This is a genomic window from Candidatus Phyllobacterium onerii, from assembly GCF_028331445.1.
Classification (GTDB): domain Bacteria; phylum Pseudomonadota; class Alphaproteobacteria; order Rhizobiales; family Rhizobiaceae; genus Phyllobacterium; species Phyllobacterium onerii.
This window is the reverse complement of sequence record NZ_JAQMHX010000008.1, coordinates 153,145-168,775: the sequence shown is the minus strand read 5'-3', so window position 1 is coordinate 168,775 and position 15,631 is coordinate 153,145. Positions and strand designations below refer to the sequence as shown.

General features: G+C 56.6%; 13 protein-coding genes. 7 read left to right on the top strand and 6 right to left on the bottom strand.

The features are described from left to right. Positions 1–179 precede the first annotated feature (179 nt). Positions 180–464, top strand: coding sequence for a hypothetical protein (locus PHA01_RS19130; protein WP_271897961.1), 285 nt, complete (start codon positions 180–182; stop codon positions 462–464). 35 nt (positions 465–499) lie between these two features. Here PHA01_RS19130 and PHA01_RS19125 read toward each other — a convergent pair whose 3' ends face one another. Beyond that, positions 500–2,245 carry a hypothetical protein gene (locus PHA01_RS19125; protein ID WP_271897960.1) on the bottom strand — a complete coding sequence of 582 codons (1,746 nt, stop codon included), beginning with the start codon at positions 2,243–2,245 and terminating at the stop codon, positions 500–502. An 822-nt stretch (positions 2,246–3,067) separates the two neighbouring features. Here PHA01_RS19125 and PHA01_RS19120 point away from each other — a divergent pair. The 5 genes from PHA01_RS19120 to PHA01_RS19100 all read left to right on the top strand — a co-directional run bounded on the left by PHA01_RS19120 (position 3,068) and on the right by PHA01_RS19100 (position 7,326). Next, positions 3,068–3,451 carry a YidH family protein gene (locus PHA01_RS19120; protein ID WP_255626453.1) on the top strand — a complete coding sequence of 128 codons (384 nt, stop codon included), beginning with the start codon at positions 3,068–3,070 and terminating at the stop codon, positions 3,449–3,451. 34 nt (positions 3,452–3,485) lie between these two features. Then, positions 3,486–5,063 (top strand): arylsulfatase, encoded by a 1,578-nt coding sequence (locus tag PHA01_RS19115; protein ID WP_271897959.1) that lies wholly within the window; start codon positions 3,486–3,488, stop codon positions 5,061–5,063. 66 nt (positions 5,064–5,129) lie between these two features. Further along, positions 5,130–5,996 (top strand): bile acid:sodium symporter family protein, encoded by an 867-nt coding sequence (locus PHA01_RS19110; RefSeq protein ID WP_271897958.1) that lies wholly within the window; start codon positions 5,130–5,132, stop codon positions 5,994–5,996. Beyond that, positions 5,996–6,964 (top strand): formylglycine-generating enzyme family protein, encoded by a 969-nt coding sequence (locus PHA01_RS19105; protein WP_417020991.1) that lies wholly within the window; start codon positions 5,996–5,998, stop codon positions 6,962–6,964. Before PHA01_RS19110 ends, PHA01_RS19105 begins: the two co-directional genes overlap by 1 nt. 8 nt (positions 6,965–6,972) lie before the next feature. Beyond that, the gene (locus tag PHA01_RS19100; RefSeq protein WP_271897956.1) at positions 6,973–7,326 is read left to right on the top strand and encodes a DUF1622 domain-containing protein; all 354 of its coding nucleotides are present in this window, start codon (positions 6,973–6,975) and stop codon (positions 7,324–7,326) included. Here the strand turns inward: PHA01_RS19100 and PHA01_RS19095 are convergent. The 4 genes from PHA01_RS19095 to PHA01_RS19080 form a co-directional block, all read right to left on the bottom strand. Continuing rightward, the gene (locus PHA01_RS19095) at positions 7,323–9,035 is read right to left on the bottom strand and encodes a cache domain-containing sensor histidine kinase (protein ID WP_271897955.1); all 1,713 of its coding nucleotides are present in this window, start codon (positions 9,033–9,035) and stop codon (positions 7,323–7,325) included. The genes PHA01_RS19100 and PHA01_RS19095 overlap by 4 nt on opposite strands. Positions 9,036–9,215: 180 nt before the next feature. Next, positions 9,216–9,980, bottom strand: a complete 765-nt coding sequence (locus PHA01_RS19090) for a bestrophin-like domain (protein ID WP_271897954.1) — start codon at positions 9,978–9,980, stop codon at positions 9,216–9,218. Positions 9,981–10,020: 40 nt separating this feature from the next. Beyond that, a complete protein-coding gene (locus tag PHA01_RS19085; RefSeq protein ID WP_271897953.1) occupies positions 10,021–13,167 on the bottom strand; it encodes an efflux RND transporter permease subunit in 3,147 nt (1,048 codons plus the stop codon). After that, entirely contained in the window at positions 13,164–14,366 is a 1,203-nt protein-coding gene (locus PHA01_RS19080; protein WP_417020985.1) for an efflux RND transporter periplasmic adaptor subunit, read from the bottom strand. The genes PHA01_RS19085 and PHA01_RS19080 overlap by 4 nt, the downstream gene beginning before the upstream one ends. 98 nt (positions 14,367–14,464) lie before the next feature. On the opposite strand from PHA01_RS19080, the gene PHA01_RS29280 reads away from it, so the two are divergent. Continuing rightward, positions 14,465–14,680 carry a cysteine rich repeat-containing protein gene (locus PHA01_RS29280; protein ID WP_334312039.1) on the top strand — a complete coding sequence of 72 codons (216 nt, stop codon included), beginning with the start codon at positions 14,465–14,467 and terminating at the stop codon, positions 14,678–14,680. Positions 14,681–14,696: 16 nt separating this feature from the next. Here PHA01_RS29280 and PHA01_RS19070 read toward each other — a convergent pair whose 3' ends face one another. Then, positions 14,697–15,626 (bottom strand): dihydrodipicolinate synthase family protein, encoded by a 930-nt coding sequence (locus PHA01_RS19070; protein WP_271897951.1) that lies wholly within the window; start codon positions 15,624–15,626, stop codon positions 14,697–14,699. Between the last annotated feature and the right edge of the window lie 5 nt (positions 15,627–15,631).

Here is a 15,631-nt window from a genome sequence, read left to right as displayed (position 1 = left end):
CCGGGCGGGGCAAGGGGAAGGGAGGCAACCCCGTGCCCTTGGCGATGCTGGTCCAAAATAGCGCCTGCAGCAACGATGTTACAGTAACATCGTTGCAAGAAATTCGGCCTCGACGCATCTTTGTTGCCTGAAGGCTTTTCTCGCGCCCATTCCGGCAAAATACTGAAGCAGGCTTACCGATGAAACGCATACTGCCAGCTCTTTTGATCTTGCTCTGCGCCTCCGAGATTACCGCAGCCGAGCCGCTGCAATCGCGCATGCTCCAGCGGCAAACGGCCCGTGCCATCCGCAATGCGGGGTTCTGGTGCGACAGGATCACCGATGCCAGGATCGACAAGGTTCGATCTGCTGGCGGCCCCACGATCGTGCAGGTGACCTGCGATGACAAAACGACGTTCGCGCAATACAGTCTGACCATGAACGCCGACAACAGCAAGGTAACGAAAATCGAACCTTGGAAGTGAACCCTCCAGGTTTTCGTAGCCAAGAGACGTTACTTTTAGTTGGATGCGTCAGCCACTGGAGCAGGCAGAACAAAACCTGCCTTCGTCAAGCCGGCTCCAAGCTGGTCGACGATCTCCGGCGAATAGTGGCGGGCCGCCATATCGGAGCGGAACGACGCGGAGAAGTGCTTGCGCTTGACGTTCAGCTGTTTTGTCGCTTCGTTTATATCTGCGGCATTTTTCATCTGGCCCGCTGCCGCAAGTTCGAGAATGTTGGCAATATAGTTTTCCGACCTGCCCATCTGCTGCACACGAAGCAGCGCTTCCGCAAATTCTCCGCGCCGGTAAGCATCAAGCGCAAGCGTGAGGCCGGCATCGCTGGGCGCGGCGCCATCGACCATCCCGGCTTTGACTGCCATTCCCACACCTTCCGCCCATCGGCCTACGGCGAATAGCATAGCTCCTAGCCGGGCCGGGATGAGGCTATTGCCGGGATTGAGTCCCATTGCACGATATCCGGACACGAACGCCGCTTCCGTCTGACCATTGCGGAATTGTGCCAGCATTTGCGCATATCCGGCGCGGTCGGACATGGGGGCGAGCGAAACGGCTTTATTTGCCAGCGTCAGTGCCTGCGCAGTCAATTCGGTCGGCGCTTCAGGCGCGTCCAGCTCAAGATTGACGATTGCGAGTTCGGCGTTGATGTCTGGATTGTTCGGTGCGTCCACCAGCGATGTACCAAGGCAAGTTTGCACCTCTTGTAACAGGCCTGTATCAAGCTGTTCGAGAGCCACGGCAGACCGCAGAACGCAGCCATTGCCAAACGTCGGCGACCTCAGTTCACGCGTCAACTCCAGGCTGTTGATCACGCCGCGTGTGCCGACGAACCGGTTTGCGAGGTCCGTAATCAGTTCGTAGCGAACGTCGATACCCGGCCTCCTGCCCATCTCGACGCGCTCGACTCCAGAACGCAAGGCTTCTCCCGTCGCAGGATTGACAACCTGCCACCACACCGCACGGTCGTGATCGTCAGGGTGATATTTGAGGATCACATGATAGCGAGTATCCATTCGACTTTCGGAACCAAACAGGGACCCGGCTACCGATCGGATTCCGTCCGTTTCCGACGCCGTGTCTCCTGCCGCAAGCTTGAGCGTCTGATACTGCGACAGGGCCGTCATCAGATAATCGCGGATGAGCCCTGCCTCGATGTCCGTATGGTCACCGGCCAATTTCATTTCAATGGCAACATTTGGCTTTTCCGAATAAACAGGGCCCCTTACGGAAAGAAACCACAGGAAACCACAAGCGACCGCTACAAGTCCTGCAAGAACGAGCCGTCGATCAAAGACCCTGCTCTTCCAGCTGGAATTTGTACTCCCGATTTCGGGTGCATCAAGAAGGTCGGCCTCGTCGAGAGTTTCAGTCTGAGGTGGGGCCTTGGTAAAAACAGGAATATAGCGTCCGCGCGGCAGCTCGATGCGGACGCTGCCTTCTTCGGCGTGAGCCTCATAATATTGGGCAAGAGAGGCGCGAAGCCGTGTCGCTTCTATGCGGACAATTGGATCCGTGGTGGGATCAAAGCTGCAGGGGCGACCGAACACATCGACGGCGATCGTATAGGCCTTCACCGCAGCAGCACGACCCTCGAACAATTCGCTGGCTACAAATCGAAGGAAATTCCTGTTGCGATCGGTCGAGTGAAACTGGGGATCGGACAAGAGCCTGTCCAATTCCTGCTTCGCCTCCTGTTCGGTGACCTCTTCGGTTTCCGTTGCGTCGATATTGACGTCAACTTCCATGGCAGACCCCCGTGCTTCAGCCTGGAACAGAATTGAACGGAACAGGCCAAGAAGCCATAGGGTGAATACCCCAGGTTGCACCGGAATTATACTGAGACACTTAGTTTAAACAGGATTGATCAGGAAACAAAGAGCTACGTCAGATTGATTGGTCAAGGCATTTTGCTGCGCGCCGCAATGCAAATATCAATAACTTCGTTTTCGATATCGGAACACAAGGTCTCGTACTCCACCAACAGTCTGTCGTCCGAGGAGCCATTTCTCCGCAAGCGGTCAAGGGTTGAACTCGCTTCGTCGAAGGCGTCGCAGAGGCTTACCAAAGTAGAATTCCGGGTACTGAGCATCTGCAGCTGCCCGCGCATCGCGGGCAATTTGAGCATCAATTTCCAGAGTCCCCTTTGGGATGAAGCCGTTGACATTGCCGATGCTGAACCTCCGCTCCCGTCGTAAACTAATCCATTCGAGTTATATGCCGCGAAAAGGCAGGCGAACCGGCAGTTGTGCAGAACGCCCGGTTTCTGTCGGACAATAGTGCATAATTGATGCTCGCCGCGGGAGTACGTTACTGTAAAGACCGCGGGGACAGGTCCTAAGGGGCGGAAAATATTCTGATCATTATCGAGTGGAGGTGTCGCTCCGCGCGTTCTGCCCCAGCCTTTGTTACCGTTACGTACTTACAAACGTGCATTCCAGTGGCGAACGTGCTCGCGACGAACAAGGCCAATGATCTTCATGGAACATGCGAATTCAAAATCTCCGTCCGACGTGATTTCGGTGGACTTGTCCGCACGTCGTACTGGAATGTCGTTCCAGCGGACCCGCATGAGCGCCGACCGCACCTTGATGTCGGTGATACGCACTTCCCTCTCACTGATCGGCTTTGGATTTACAATATTCCAGTTCTTCGAGAAGTTGCGCGATGCCGGCACACTCACCCATGCCGGGGCACCGCGCAGTTTCGGACTGGCGCTTGTCCTTCTCGGCATATGCATGCTTGTGATCGGCATCATCTATCACACGCAGTTCATGCTCGAACTTCGACGTACCCGCGAGGAAATGGTGGCTGATGGTATTGTTCACGGGGAGAGCCGCTATCCGGTTTCGTATACACTGGTGACAGCAGTAATCCTGCTTCTTATCGGTCTCTTCGCTGTCGCAAGCATGGTCTTTGATATCGGCCCATTTCAGGACGGAACGGGCAGCTGATTCCTGGAGTAATCATTCAAAGAGGAGTTACAAGTTGGCTAAAGATAAAAAGAGCGGCAAACCAAAGAAGGTTGGCGGTCAGCCCAATATTCTCGTTATCTGGGGCGACGATATCGGCATCTCCAATCTGAGTTGCTACAGCCGCGGCCTGATGGGATATCAGACGCCGAATATCGATCGCCTCGCCAAGGAAGGTATGATGTTCACCGACAGCTATGGTGAGCAGTCGTGTACCGCCGGAAGGTCTTCCTTCATCACCGGACAGAGCGCCTATCGTACCGGTCTATCCAAGGTAGGCATTCCAGGTGCATCGGCCGGGCTACAACCCGAGATTGTGACGATTGCCGATCTTTTGAAAAACCAGGGCTACGCGACAGGACAATTTGGCAAGAACCACCTGGGAGATCTCAACAAGTTCCTGCCGACGGTCCATGGTTTCGATGAATTCTACGGCAATCTCTATCACCTCAATGCCGAGGAAGAGCCGGAAATGTACGACTACTTCCCGGAGAAAGACTTCCCCGGCCTGCGTGCAAGCATTGGACCGCGTGGCGTGCTCCATTCCTGGGCGCAGGACAAGGACGATCCCACGGAAGAAAAGCGCTGGGGCAAAGTGGGGAAGCAGAAGATCAAGGACACCGGACCACTGACCACCAAACGCATGGAAACCTGCGACGAAGACTTCGTCGATGCGGCCAAGGATTTCATCAAGCGCCAGAACAGCGCCGGCAAGCCGTTCTTTGTCTGGCTCAACACCACACACATGCACCTGTTCACACATACGAAAAAGTCGAGTCTCGGACAGGCCGGACGCTGGCAGTCTCCCTATCATGATACGATGATCGATCATGACAAGAACGTCGGCGACATGCTCGACTATCTCGACGAGCTTGGCATCGCCGAAGATACGTTCGTCATGTATTCGACCGACAACGGACCCCACATGAATTCTTGGCCGGATGGAGGCATGACACCGTTCCGGAGCGAGAAGAATACCAATTGGGAAGGTGCATTCCGCGTCCCGCTGCTGGTGCGTTGGCCAGGAAAGATCAAGGCGGGATCTGTTTCAAACGAGATCGTACAACACCATGACTGGCTGCCAACCTTCCTTGCCATGGCCGGCGATCCCAACGTGATGGACAAGCTCAAGAAGGGCTACACCGCCAACGGCAAGCCATTCAAGAACCATATCGACGGTTATAATCTGCTGCCCTACCTCACGGGTGAAGAGGCTAGCAGTCCCCGCAAGCTCTTCGTCTATTTCAGTGACGACGGCGATGTTCTCGGTATCCGCTACGACAATTGGAAAGTCGTCTTCATGGAACAGCGTTGCCCGGGCACACTGCAGGTATGGGCGGAGCCGTTCATACCGCTGCGACTTCCGAAGCTGTTCAACCTCAGGACCGACCCCTACGAACGCGCCGACATTACATCGAACTCATACTATGACTGGTTCCTCCACCACGATTATATCCTGTTCGGTGCCTACACGATTGCCGACAGATTCGCAGCGACGTTCAAGGATTTTCCGCCTAGTCAGAAGGCAGCGAGCTTCACGATTGATGACGCACTCGCAAAAATGTCCGAAGCTACCAGCGGCAAGTTCAATTAGAGATTATAACGGGCGGCTTTCTCAAGACAGCCGCCCGCCACCCGTCAATCGGCGAGGGAAAGAGACATGACGCCGGCGCAGATCATCGGATTCGCGATCAATGCGAGCATGTTTCTCATTGTCTTCGCACTTGGATTGCGTGCGACCTTCGATGACGTGACGTACCTGTTCCGCAGGCCAAGTCTTTTCGTCCGTTCAATTCTCTCCATGAATATTTTCATGCTCGCGGTTGCGGTGCTGTTGTCGCTGCTGTTCAATCTCCATCCGGCCATCAAGATCGCGCTTGTTACGCTTGCCATTTCTCCGGTTCCGCCGGTGCTACCGGGAAAGCAGGAAAAGGCCGGCGGCTCGGCCTCCTATACGATCGGCTTGTTGGTAGCGACGGCACTGGTTTCAATTGTTCTCGTTCCCCTCGCCATCAGTCTCCTCGGGAGTTCGTTCAACATCGATATGCACGAACCCGCAAGCGCTATCGCTTCCGTTGTGCTGATCTCCATAATCGTTCCGTTGGTAGCGGGTGTCATCATCCGCCATCTTGCGCCGGACCTTGCAAGCCGCATCGAACGCCCGATCTCCCGGTTTGCAACGCTGCTTTTGATCGTCGCAGTCGTACCGGTCCTGTTCATCGCCTCGCATGCCATCTGGGCGTTGATCGGAAACGGAATTGTCATCATGCTCGTGCTGTTCACGCTTATCGGCGTTGCCCTCGGTCACTTCCTTGGTGGTCCCGATCCGGATGACCGTACGGTGCTGGCACTCGCCACGGGAACGCGGCATCCTGGTGTTGCGCTTGCCATAGCAAGTTTGAATTTTCCCGACGAGAAGGCCGTCATGGCGGTCGTGCTTTACCATCTTGTCATTGGTGCTATCGTCTCGATACCCTACGTGAGATGGCGCACTCGCATTCATGCGCTGCGTCCGGAGATGAAATGATGCTCGACCAACCGGAACGAATGCAACCCAGGACCGCTCCCTTCGACAACATGGTGTGGATTCCAGGCGGCGAATGTCGCATGGGTTCGGACAACCACTACCCCGAGGAAGCCCCTGCGCACAGGGTCCGGGTCAATGGTTTCTGGATGGACAAGTTTACCGTGACCAACCGCGACTTTGCCCGTTTTGTCGAGGCGACCGGTTATGTGACGCTGGCTGAAAGGCCGGCCAACCCAGAAGACTATCCGGGCGCTTTGCCGGAAATGCTGGCGCCGTCCTCGACAATGTTCAAGAAACCCTCGTCCCCAGTCGACATGAGCAATCATTTCAATTGGTGGGTGTATGTGCGGGGTGCCAATTGGCGCAACCCGCGCGGTCCCGCCAGCACAATCAAGAAACTCTCCGATCATCCCGTCGTCCATGTCGCCTATGAGGATGTCGAAACCTATTGCCGCTGGGTCGGCAAGGAATTGCCCACCGAAGCGGAATGGGAATTCGCCGCCTGCGGTGGCCAGGACGGGGCCGAATATGTCTGGGGCAATGAGTTTACCCCGGGCGGAAAGCACATGGCTAATACCTGGCAGGGCAACTTTCCTTATCGGAATACGCTCGACGACGGATACGAGTATACGTCTCCGGTGGGGTCATTTCCGGCCAATGGCTATGGTCTTTACGATATGGCAGGCAATGTCTGGGAGTGGACGACTGACTGGTATCGTGAGCACGGCAAGATAACGAGCCCCTGTTGCACAGCGGACAATCCGCGTGGCGGCACGCTTGAGGAAAGCTTTGATCCGCGTCAACCTTCTATGAAGGTCGCGCGAAGGGTGACCAAGGGCGGCTCGCACCTTTGCGCACCGAACTATTGCCGGCGTTACAGACCGGCGGCGCGCATGTCGCAGCCCGTCGATACCTCGATCTCACATCTCGGTTTCCGCTGTATCGTCCGGCTTGGTAGCGAAGGATAAGACGCGCGATGCTCAGGGACCTGTTGATCCAGCTTACGGAACCAATCGTCTCGATCATCGACATTTTCGCGTTGATCATCATCGCGATCGGCACGGTGGATGCATTTATCAACGGCACCAGGGTAATGTTTTCGCACCCGGAAGGGCATCATGCGGTCCGGCACGTGTGGATGCGCTATTCACGTTGGCTGGTGGCGGGACTGACGTTCCAGCTTGCAGCCGATATACTCGAAACCTCGATCACTCCGGCCTGGGACGACATCGGCCGCATTGCGGCGATCGCAGTGGTCCGCACCTTCCTCAACTTCTTTCTAGAGCGCGATCAACGCGACATCGGGGAACTTCAACGTACTCCCGACTAGCCGCGCACTCTCACCGAAATCGTGGTGCCCTTTCTTCCAGTCGAAATATCAATCGTGCCGTCGAGCGGGCGAAGCCGCGCCTCCATGCCGGAAAGACCAACGCCGACATTCCGGCGCTTTCGCCTTTCGATGCCGACACCGTCATCCTTGACGGTGAGCGACAGGATCGTATCGGGCTCGCTCCCCTGGCGGATCAGCCTGATCGTTGCCTTGGCGGCGTGGGAATGACGGTAAATATTGGTCAACGCTTCTTGGACAATACGGAAAATGGTGAGTTCAACATCCGGCGGGGGTCGTTTTGTCGCCAATACGGGATCGACCCTCAGTTCGATTTCCAGTCCGCTTCGCTCCTCAAAACCCACGACGAGTAGCTCAAGAGCATTTGGAAGGCCGGATTCGTCAAGCATCGGAGGATGCAACAGATAGGATAGTGTCCGAAGCTCCTCATTACTTTGCGAAATGAGTTTCGATGTGCGCGCCAGCGCCCGCGAGGTTTCGCCGTCATTATCGGGCAGCAAGGATTTTACGTTCGCCAATTCCATGGCCGCGCCGATCAGGTGTTGGCCCGTGGAATCGTGAAGATCCCTGGCAATGGAACGGCGCTCCTCATCCTGTGAAACCAGAAGGCGCTCGCTGACTTCGCGCAGCGACTCGTTCGAATACATCAACGCAATCGAACGGCGTCGTGCCAGCCAGGCTGTGGCGAGAAACGCTGCAAGGGCGATAGCCAGAACGGTACCGTAGACGCGTACCGACTGCCGCCAGCCAGCAAGCAGCGCATTCTCGTCAATACCGTAGGTTACGTAGAATGGGAAACCTTCGACCTTTCGGTAGGCCACCAGCCGGTCGATGCCTTCCGAGGAAGAAACGTGGTGCATCTCACCCGACACCGGATTCCCGGCTGTCGCCTGTCGAAACCAATCAGGTACGATTGCGCCGCCTTCCCAGAACGGGACGTTCACCACGACTTCCCCGTTCCCGCGCAGGAATTGAGCAGCGTCCGAGGGAGAAGCCGCTCCATCGAACAATCTGGTGAAATACTCGATCGGCATCGTGATCAGTATCAAGCCGTCGAACTTCCCGTCTGGCTGGCGTAGAGCCTTGCTCATAGTCAAGGACGGTTGCCCGTACACGCGGCCAATCAACGGGTCGCCTATAAATGTGACGTCCGATGGATGATCCCGATGATAGCGGAAATAATCCCGGTCGTTCACATCAAGGGAACTACTGCGATGGCCTTCGCTGGTAGAAACGAGTTTGCCGTCGCGGTCTACAAGGGCAATAACGCCCGAGTGCTTCAGAAATTGCTTCTGGGTAGCCAAAAATCTGATCAGACGCTCTGAGGAAGCAATTTCCGGCCATGACATCGGTTCAACCTCGGACGAAATACCCTGAAGCACCATGTCGTTCGCCTCGAGTATCTTGCTGACATAGGCTTCGAGCAGGGCAGTCTTCTGGCGCAACTGGATTTTCGATTGCAAGACCATCCGGTCCCGGCTCTCGACAACGCCTACGACGAACACCGTTATGATGACGCCAACACTCATGAGCAACAAGAGACCATACGGCAAAAGCGGGAGTGCAGGGGCGTTCATCGGCACGTCGGGCGGCAACGCTTTTCCGTCCGGAAGCATAAGACCAAGACGCCGTAAAAATGCCGGGATGGCAGCGATGCCCCAGCGGTCCGCGGATCGACGCAGGATCTTCACCGCCTACTCCCGATGAGGCGCTTCAATATGCGCGGTATGGTTTTGATACCCTGCCCGATCATCGTCCCCGAGTGAGAGTGACTTCCCCTCACATGCTACGCTGTTGTTTTCAAACATCCTATCACAAAACAGGTCTTAGCCCGCGGCTGCAGGGAAAATTTCAGCCGCCATGGTGAGGTTTCAATTTCTCCCCAGATGCGCAAGCGCGGTCCGCAGCGGAGCATCGGACACCTGAATAATGCCGAGATATGGGTGAGCCATGTCGATAATCAGAAATATTGCTCCTCCGACCGAGAGAGCGCACACGAATAACATGCCAATGACCGTGGCGTTGGCCGGTGCCAAAAGCCCGAACGTGAAAAAGAGCAACGCAAGCCAGAAGACAAGGATTACAAGGAAAGCCTGGGGCAAACCCTCGCCTCCTTTCTCGAGAAGTAACCAATGCGCCTCCGCAATCTCCCCGCTTATCGCGATGGCACGCGCTTGCAGCTGGCGCTTGGCGTCGGTTTCGGGAGAAAGGGCTCGCAATTCATCCTGAACAGGCTCGATACCGAGGTCGCTTCTGCGGGCGTCCGGCGTTGTATCATCATGGTCCTGGTCGACCCAGGCATCCTGCAGCCGCGAGCTCACCAGTTCCGCAAGCAGACGCCGCGCCTCCTTGGTTTCGGGACCGTAATGCGACATGACCCGGTCGAGAAGGACGACGCGCGCCACCGATGTTCTCAGCTCCGCCTCGGCGTCATCGAATGCCGTCTTTGCCGATGCGATCAAAAACCCGACCGCAAGTGCTGACAATGTTCCGACCACTGCCGTAGCAAGCTTGATTGCCTCCTTTGAATCCGTACTCAGGTGATGTTCTGGCAGGTGGTCACGAAGAAATATTCCCGCCACAACAGCAAACGACAGGCATATGAATGTAACGCCGCCGATTGCAAGGGCACTCATGGTTGGAAATTCGCTGCTACGTTGATCACAGGTCGTAAACTCAAGTGTCCAACACCTTTACTTCGGCCGGACGCTTGCGCGTGGCACGCCACTCTTCAAAGCGCTGCATGACGACAAAGAAAGAAGGAACGAAGAGGACAGCAAGACAGGTCGAGGCGATCATGCCACTGAAGACAGTGATGCCGATAGACTTGCGGGCGCTCGCGCCGGCCCCGGTCGCAAATACCAGCGGCGCAACACCGAGGATGAATGCAAACGAGGTCATCAGGATCGGCCGGAAGCGAGCCCGCGCCGCGCCCGTCGCGGAATCGATGATCGATTTTCCCGACGCACGCAATTCGCGCGCCATTTCGACGATGAGGATGGCATTCTTGGCTGAAAGCGCAAGGAGCAGAATAAGGCCGATCTGCACATAGAGATTGATCGCGACATGCAGACCCAGGAAAATGGAAACGGGACCGATCAGAGACAACGGCGCAGCAAGCAGCACCGATACCGGAGCAATCCAGCTTTCATATTGCCCGGCCAGCACCAGATAGACCAGCAACAGCGCAAGAGCGAAGACCAGGATCATCTGGTTGCCGACCAGCTTCTCCTGATACGACAGCGCCGTCCACTCGTAGCTCGTGCCATTCGGCAGAGTGGCGGCCGCGATCTCTTCCATGAGGTTCATCGCCTCGCCGGACGAAAATGTCGCCGCTGGTACGCCGACGATCGAGGCCGAAGGATAGAGATTATAGAGACTGATCAAAGAGGGTCCGACGCTCGGTATGATGGTCAACACCGTTCCGAGCGAGATCATGTCGCCATTCTTGTTGCGCACAGTCAGGTTGTTGATGCTGTCCGGCGTCAGGCGGAATTGTGCATCCCCCTGGACATAAATCTGGAACACGCGGCCGAACTTGTTGAATTGAGCGACATAGCTCGAGCCGAGATAGCTTGCGAGGGTATCGAAAACCAGATCGGTCGTCAGCTGGAGAGACTCGATCTTCTCGCGATCGATCTCCACGGTATATTGCGGCGCATTGGCCTGAAAAGGTGCATTGATGCTTTGAATACCCGACTGGGATTCAGCCGCTTTCACTATGGCATTGGTCAGGCTCTGCAGTTTGGCGAGGTCGAAACTGCCGTCGCGCAGTTCAGTCTGCATGGTGAACCCGCCGGCATTGCCGATGCCCTGGATCGGCGGCGGTGGAAGAACGAGCACCCTGCCCTCGCCCACGCCTTTGAGTTTCGCGTTGAGCGTTTTGTAGAGGGAGGCCAGGTCCTCGCCAGGGCCGCGCTTGCTCCAGTCATCGAGCATGATGTAGGCAAGGCCCGCATTGGCGAGCGCTGAATTATTGTCAAGGGCAGAGATGCCGGCAATGGTGATGACCTGGGAGACGCCCGGCGTTTCCTTCGCAACCTTCCCCAGTTCCTCCAATGACTTTTCCGTGCGGCCAAGGGCAGCGCCATCCGGCAGTTGCACCGCTGCCAGAAGATAACCCTGATCCTCGATGGGCAGAAAGCCAGTTGGCGCACGCGACATGCCGTAACCAGCGGCGGCGATGATGGCGAGAGCGATGACCGCCATGAGGCCACTGCGCGCTACCATCGAACCGATCACACGGACATAGCCGTTTTCCAGGCGCTGGTAGACTGCATTGAAGCCGCGAAAAAAGAAATTGCGTTTTTCCGGCGGCACCGGGGGCCGCAACCACATGGCGCACTGGGTGGGCTTCAACGTTGCAGCGTTGATGGCACTGATGAATGCAGTGGCTGCAATAACGAGAGCAAACTGCGAAAATATCTGGCCGGTGATACCCGGTAGAAACGCGGCGGGCAGAAACACAGCCATGAGAACGAGCGTGATGCCGACGATCGGTCCGAAGAGCATATCCATCGCGCTGATGGCCGCGTCATGGCCCGACATGCCGCGCTCCATATTGTGCGAGGCGCTTTCGACCACGACGATCGCGTCGTCGACGACGATGCCGATTGCCAGCACGATGGCGAACAGGGTCGAGAGGTTGACCGAGAATCCCATGGCAGCCATCGCTGCGAAAGCGCCGATGATGGTCACAGGAACAGTCGTCGCGGGCACCAGCATGGCGCGCCAGTCCTGCAGGAAGACGAGAATGACGATCAGCACCAGAAGCGCCGCCTCGAACAAGGTCTTGTAGACCTCGCCGATTGCCTGGCTGACGAAGGTCGTCGTGTCGAATGGAATGGAATAGGCAACGCCCTGCGGAAATCCGGCAGCAAGCGTCTTCATTTTGGCGCTTACGCTCTTGGCAACGTCAAGTGCATTGGCACCAGGAGACAGGAAAATCGCAAGGCCCGCGGAATCCGCTCCATCGAGCCGGAACACCTGACTATAGGTCTGCGCACCGAGCTCAACACGGCCGATATCGCGCACGCGCGTCATGCCGCCATTGGCGTCGGTCTTGACGATGACCGCACCAAACGCGTCGGGATCATTAAGTCGGCTCTCGACATTGATCGTATATTGGAAGGATTGATTTTCCGGCGCAGGCGGCATGCCTACCTGACCGGCGGTCACCTGTTCGCTCTGCTGCTGCAGCGACTGGATGACGTCCTGCGCCGTCAAGCCGCGTGCCTGCATCTTGTCGGGATCGAGCCAGATACGCATTGAATATTGGCCCGCGCCGAATACCGTAACATTGCCAACGCCAGGAATTCGGGCAATTTCATCCTTGAGCGCTATGGTAGCGTAGTTGCTGAGATAAAGGCTGTCGTGACTGCTGTCCGGCGAGGTCAGCGTGACGATTTCGAGGATCGACGTCGACTTCTTCTGAACGTTGACACCCTGCACCTGCACCGATTGCGGCAGCGAGGCCAACGCGGCAGAGACACGGTTTTGTACAAGCACTTGTGCTGCGTCGAGATCGGTGCCGATGGCGAATGTGACCGTGAGCGCATAGCTGCCGTCAGAGGCCGCGTAAGACTGCATGTAGAGCATGTCCTCGACGCCGTTCACCTGCTGCTCGATCGGCAATGCGACCGTATCGATCAGCGTGCGGGCGCTGGCTCCGGGATAGCGGGTCGTGACCTGGACAGTTGGCGGCACGACATTCGGGTATTGCGCGACCGGCAGCGAATACAGCGAAACAAAGCCGATGACCACCATGAGGATGGCGATCACATTGGCCAGCACGGGCCGTTCTATGAAGAACTTCGAGATCATTGCGCTGCGCCATTCGCCGCAACGGCGCTAAGATCCTTCAACTGCGGCTCTATCTTCTGGCCGGGTATGGCCGACAGCAGGCCCGAGACGACGATGCGGTCTTCCGGCTGGATGCCAGTTGTCACGACACGCAATTCGCCAACCAATTGACCGATTTCTACCTTGCGCTGCTCGACGACATCATTCTTGCCGGCAACCAGGACATAGCGCCCGCTCTGATCACTGCCAATGGCGCGATCCGGCACCAGCAGCATCCCCGGCTCTTCGAACAAGGGAACGCGGACTCGTACGAAGTAGCCCGGCAGCAATTGCCGCTCTGCATTTGGCAAAACGGCACGGACTGCCAGCATGCCGGTGGACGCCGTGATGGTTGGCGCCACATAGTCGAGCGTCCCCACATGCGGGAAACCGGTTTCGCTTTGCGTACCGACTTCGGCGGGAACCTTTTTCAAATCCTGCGCGGTCATTCCGTGTTTCGCCATAGCAGCGCGGATACGCAGCACGTCCTTCTCACTGACGTTGAAATTGACGTAGATGGGATTGAGCTGGACGACCGTCGTAAGCGCCGTGGTGGACGCTATAACAAGTTCGCCTATCGACACCAGCCGCGCGGTGGCGACACCGTCGAACGGCGCTTTCACCTGCGTATAACTGAGATTGAGCTGGGCCTGCTGGACATTGGATGCCGCCTGTTGCTGAATGGCCAGGTCGGCTTCACGTTGCGCCTCCGCCTTCTGCAGATCCTGCTGTGTAGCGAAGGTTTTGGCCACGAGCGCTGCCTGACGTTCGTATTCCGCCTGCGATAACTTTACAGACGCGTCGGCTGATGCCTTTGCAGCATTCGCCTGGTTTAATGCTAGCTGATAGGATTCGGGCTCGATGACGAAGAGTGTGGTGCCGGCTTTTACCGCATCCCCGTCATTGTACTCGATTTCCTCGATAAAGCCCTGTACCCGTGCAACCAGCGCAGTCTGATTAACTGCTGCAGTACTACCCGTCACCTCGAGATAGGGCGTGACGTTCTGTTTTACCGGAAGCGCCACATCGACCTTAGGTGGCGGCGGCGGAACGTAAGAGTTTTCTTGATTACAGCCAGCTAATGCTAGCCCGAATAATGTGATGCAGGCAAAGCCTAACCTCCGGCGAGCGCCGAAAGAGCGTTCAAATTGCCGTGTGTGCAATCCACTTATTCCGGCCATTATGTCCCCCAATTGGCCTTTGCAGAAAACGCATGATCGATGCTACGTTATTCCGTATCTGAGAGATAGCTCTCCATAAAAAATTGTAGGGGGTTGTGATGCGGATGATTTTGACTGTCATTGGAATTGGGATGTTTTGCAGCTCGGCCATGGCGCACACTGCTGCCGAACGTGCGGCATGCATGGCGGACTTTCAGAAATATTGTACCGGCGTCATGCCTGGTGGCGGGCGGGTTATCGAATGTCTAGCCAAGCAATTGGACAAGCTCACACCCGAATGCAAGAAAGTGGTGCAGTCGCACGCTCCGAAATAGATGGGTCAGCTGCTCATCAAATCATGATGTCGCCCAGTTCCTGTTTCGCGACAGCGCGCAGGCGTTGAGCTTCGTCTTCGCCGATCCAGCGATAGGGGAAACGCAACCGCGTGCTCACGGGTCCCCAATTGCCTATCGCGCACAGCAATTTATCCAGCGCAGCATTTGAATAGCCGGACTTCTGCCGGAATGGCACAATGTGCTGAGCCATGAATTTGCAGATCCGCTGTTCGGTTTCAATGGCAGCATCAATGTTGGTTTGCATAAGGTCGGTCCAACGCTGCGCGCCGCGTGGACTAAGGCAGGCGACGTTGGAGAACGCCCCTGCCGCCACCCCTTCCCTGATGCCCGTCGCGAGATGATGCCCCGGCACAAAAAGCGAGACGCCGCTCAGATGCTTGCGTGTCTCGACGTACCAGTTTGCATCGCCATCTGCGAGTTTCACACCAACCACGCCCGGCGCTCCAGCCAATATCGCACCGAGTTCTTTTGGCGAAAGAACTCGTTTTGCATGGGGTGGGTTGTAGAGGATAAGTGGAATTCCGTTGGCAATCTCGAACGCCCTGTTGAGATAGTCGATCGCCTCCCCGTCGGTCAGCGGCCACCAATCCGGCAAGATGACCTGAATGGCAGCGGGGGCCAGTGTAGCTGCGCTACGGACACGGTTCAGCATGATCATTGGATCGGGCTGACAGGCACCGATGATGAAGAGCATGCCCGCTTTTCGACAACGCTCGGCCAGCATCAGCTGGATGCGATCGAACTCTTCTTCGGTCTGGTTGTGGAATTCGCCTGCGGTGCCGTTGGAGTAGATACCGTCGACCTTCGCGTCGATCAGGATATCGATTTCAACGCCAAGCTTGCTGAATTCGATGCTGTCGTCCGCTTCGACAGGCAGGAGCAGACTGGCCCAATTGCCGCTGATCGTGTGTTGGCCTGATTTCACATTGC

What these genes read in the sequence shown, in the direction of transcription:
- PHA01_RS19080 (WP_417020985.1), bottom strand. Translation starts at nt 14,366, where the DNA reads ATGGCCGGAATAAGTGGATTGCACACACGGCAATTTGAACGCTCTTTC.
- PHA01_RS19110 (WP_271897958.1), top strand. Translation starts at nt 5,130, where the DNA reads ATGACGCCGGCGCAGATCATCGGATTCGCGATCAATGCGAGCATGTTT.
- PHA01_RS29280 (WP_334312039.1), top strand. Translation starts at nt 14,465, where the DNA reads ATGCGGATGATTTTGACTGTCATTGGAATTGGGATGTTTTGCAGCTCG.
- PHA01_RS19100 (WP_271897956.1), top strand. Translation starts at nt 6,973, where the DNA reads ATGCTCAGGGACCTGTTGATCCAGCTTACGGAACCAATCGTCTCGATC.
- PHA01_RS19105 (WP_417020991.1), top strand. Translation starts at nt 5,996, where the DNA reads ATGCTCGACCAACCGGAACGAATGCAACCCAGGACCGCTCCCTTCGAC.
- PHA01_RS19085 (WP_271897953.1), bottom strand. Translation starts at nt 13,167, where the DNA reads ATGATCTCGAAGTTCTTCATAGAACGGCCCGTGCTGGCCAATGTGATC.
- PHA01_RS19125 (WP_271897960.1), bottom strand. Translation starts at nt 2,245, where the DNA reads ATGGAAGTTGACGTCAATATCGACGCAACGGAAACCGAAGAGGTCACC.
- PHA01_RS19130 (WP_271897961.1), top strand. Translation starts at nt 180, where the DNA reads ATGAAACGCATACTGCCAGCTCTTTTGATCTTGCTCTGCGCCTCCGAG.
- PHA01_RS19120 (WP_255626453.1), top strand. Translation starts at nt 3,068, where the DNA reads ATGAGCGCCGACCGCACCTTGATGTCGGTGATACGCACTTCCCTCTCA.
- PHA01_RS19090 (WP_271897954.1), bottom strand. Translation starts at nt 9,980, where the DNA reads ATGAGTGCCCTTGCAATCGGCGGCGTTACATTCATATGCCTGTCGTTT.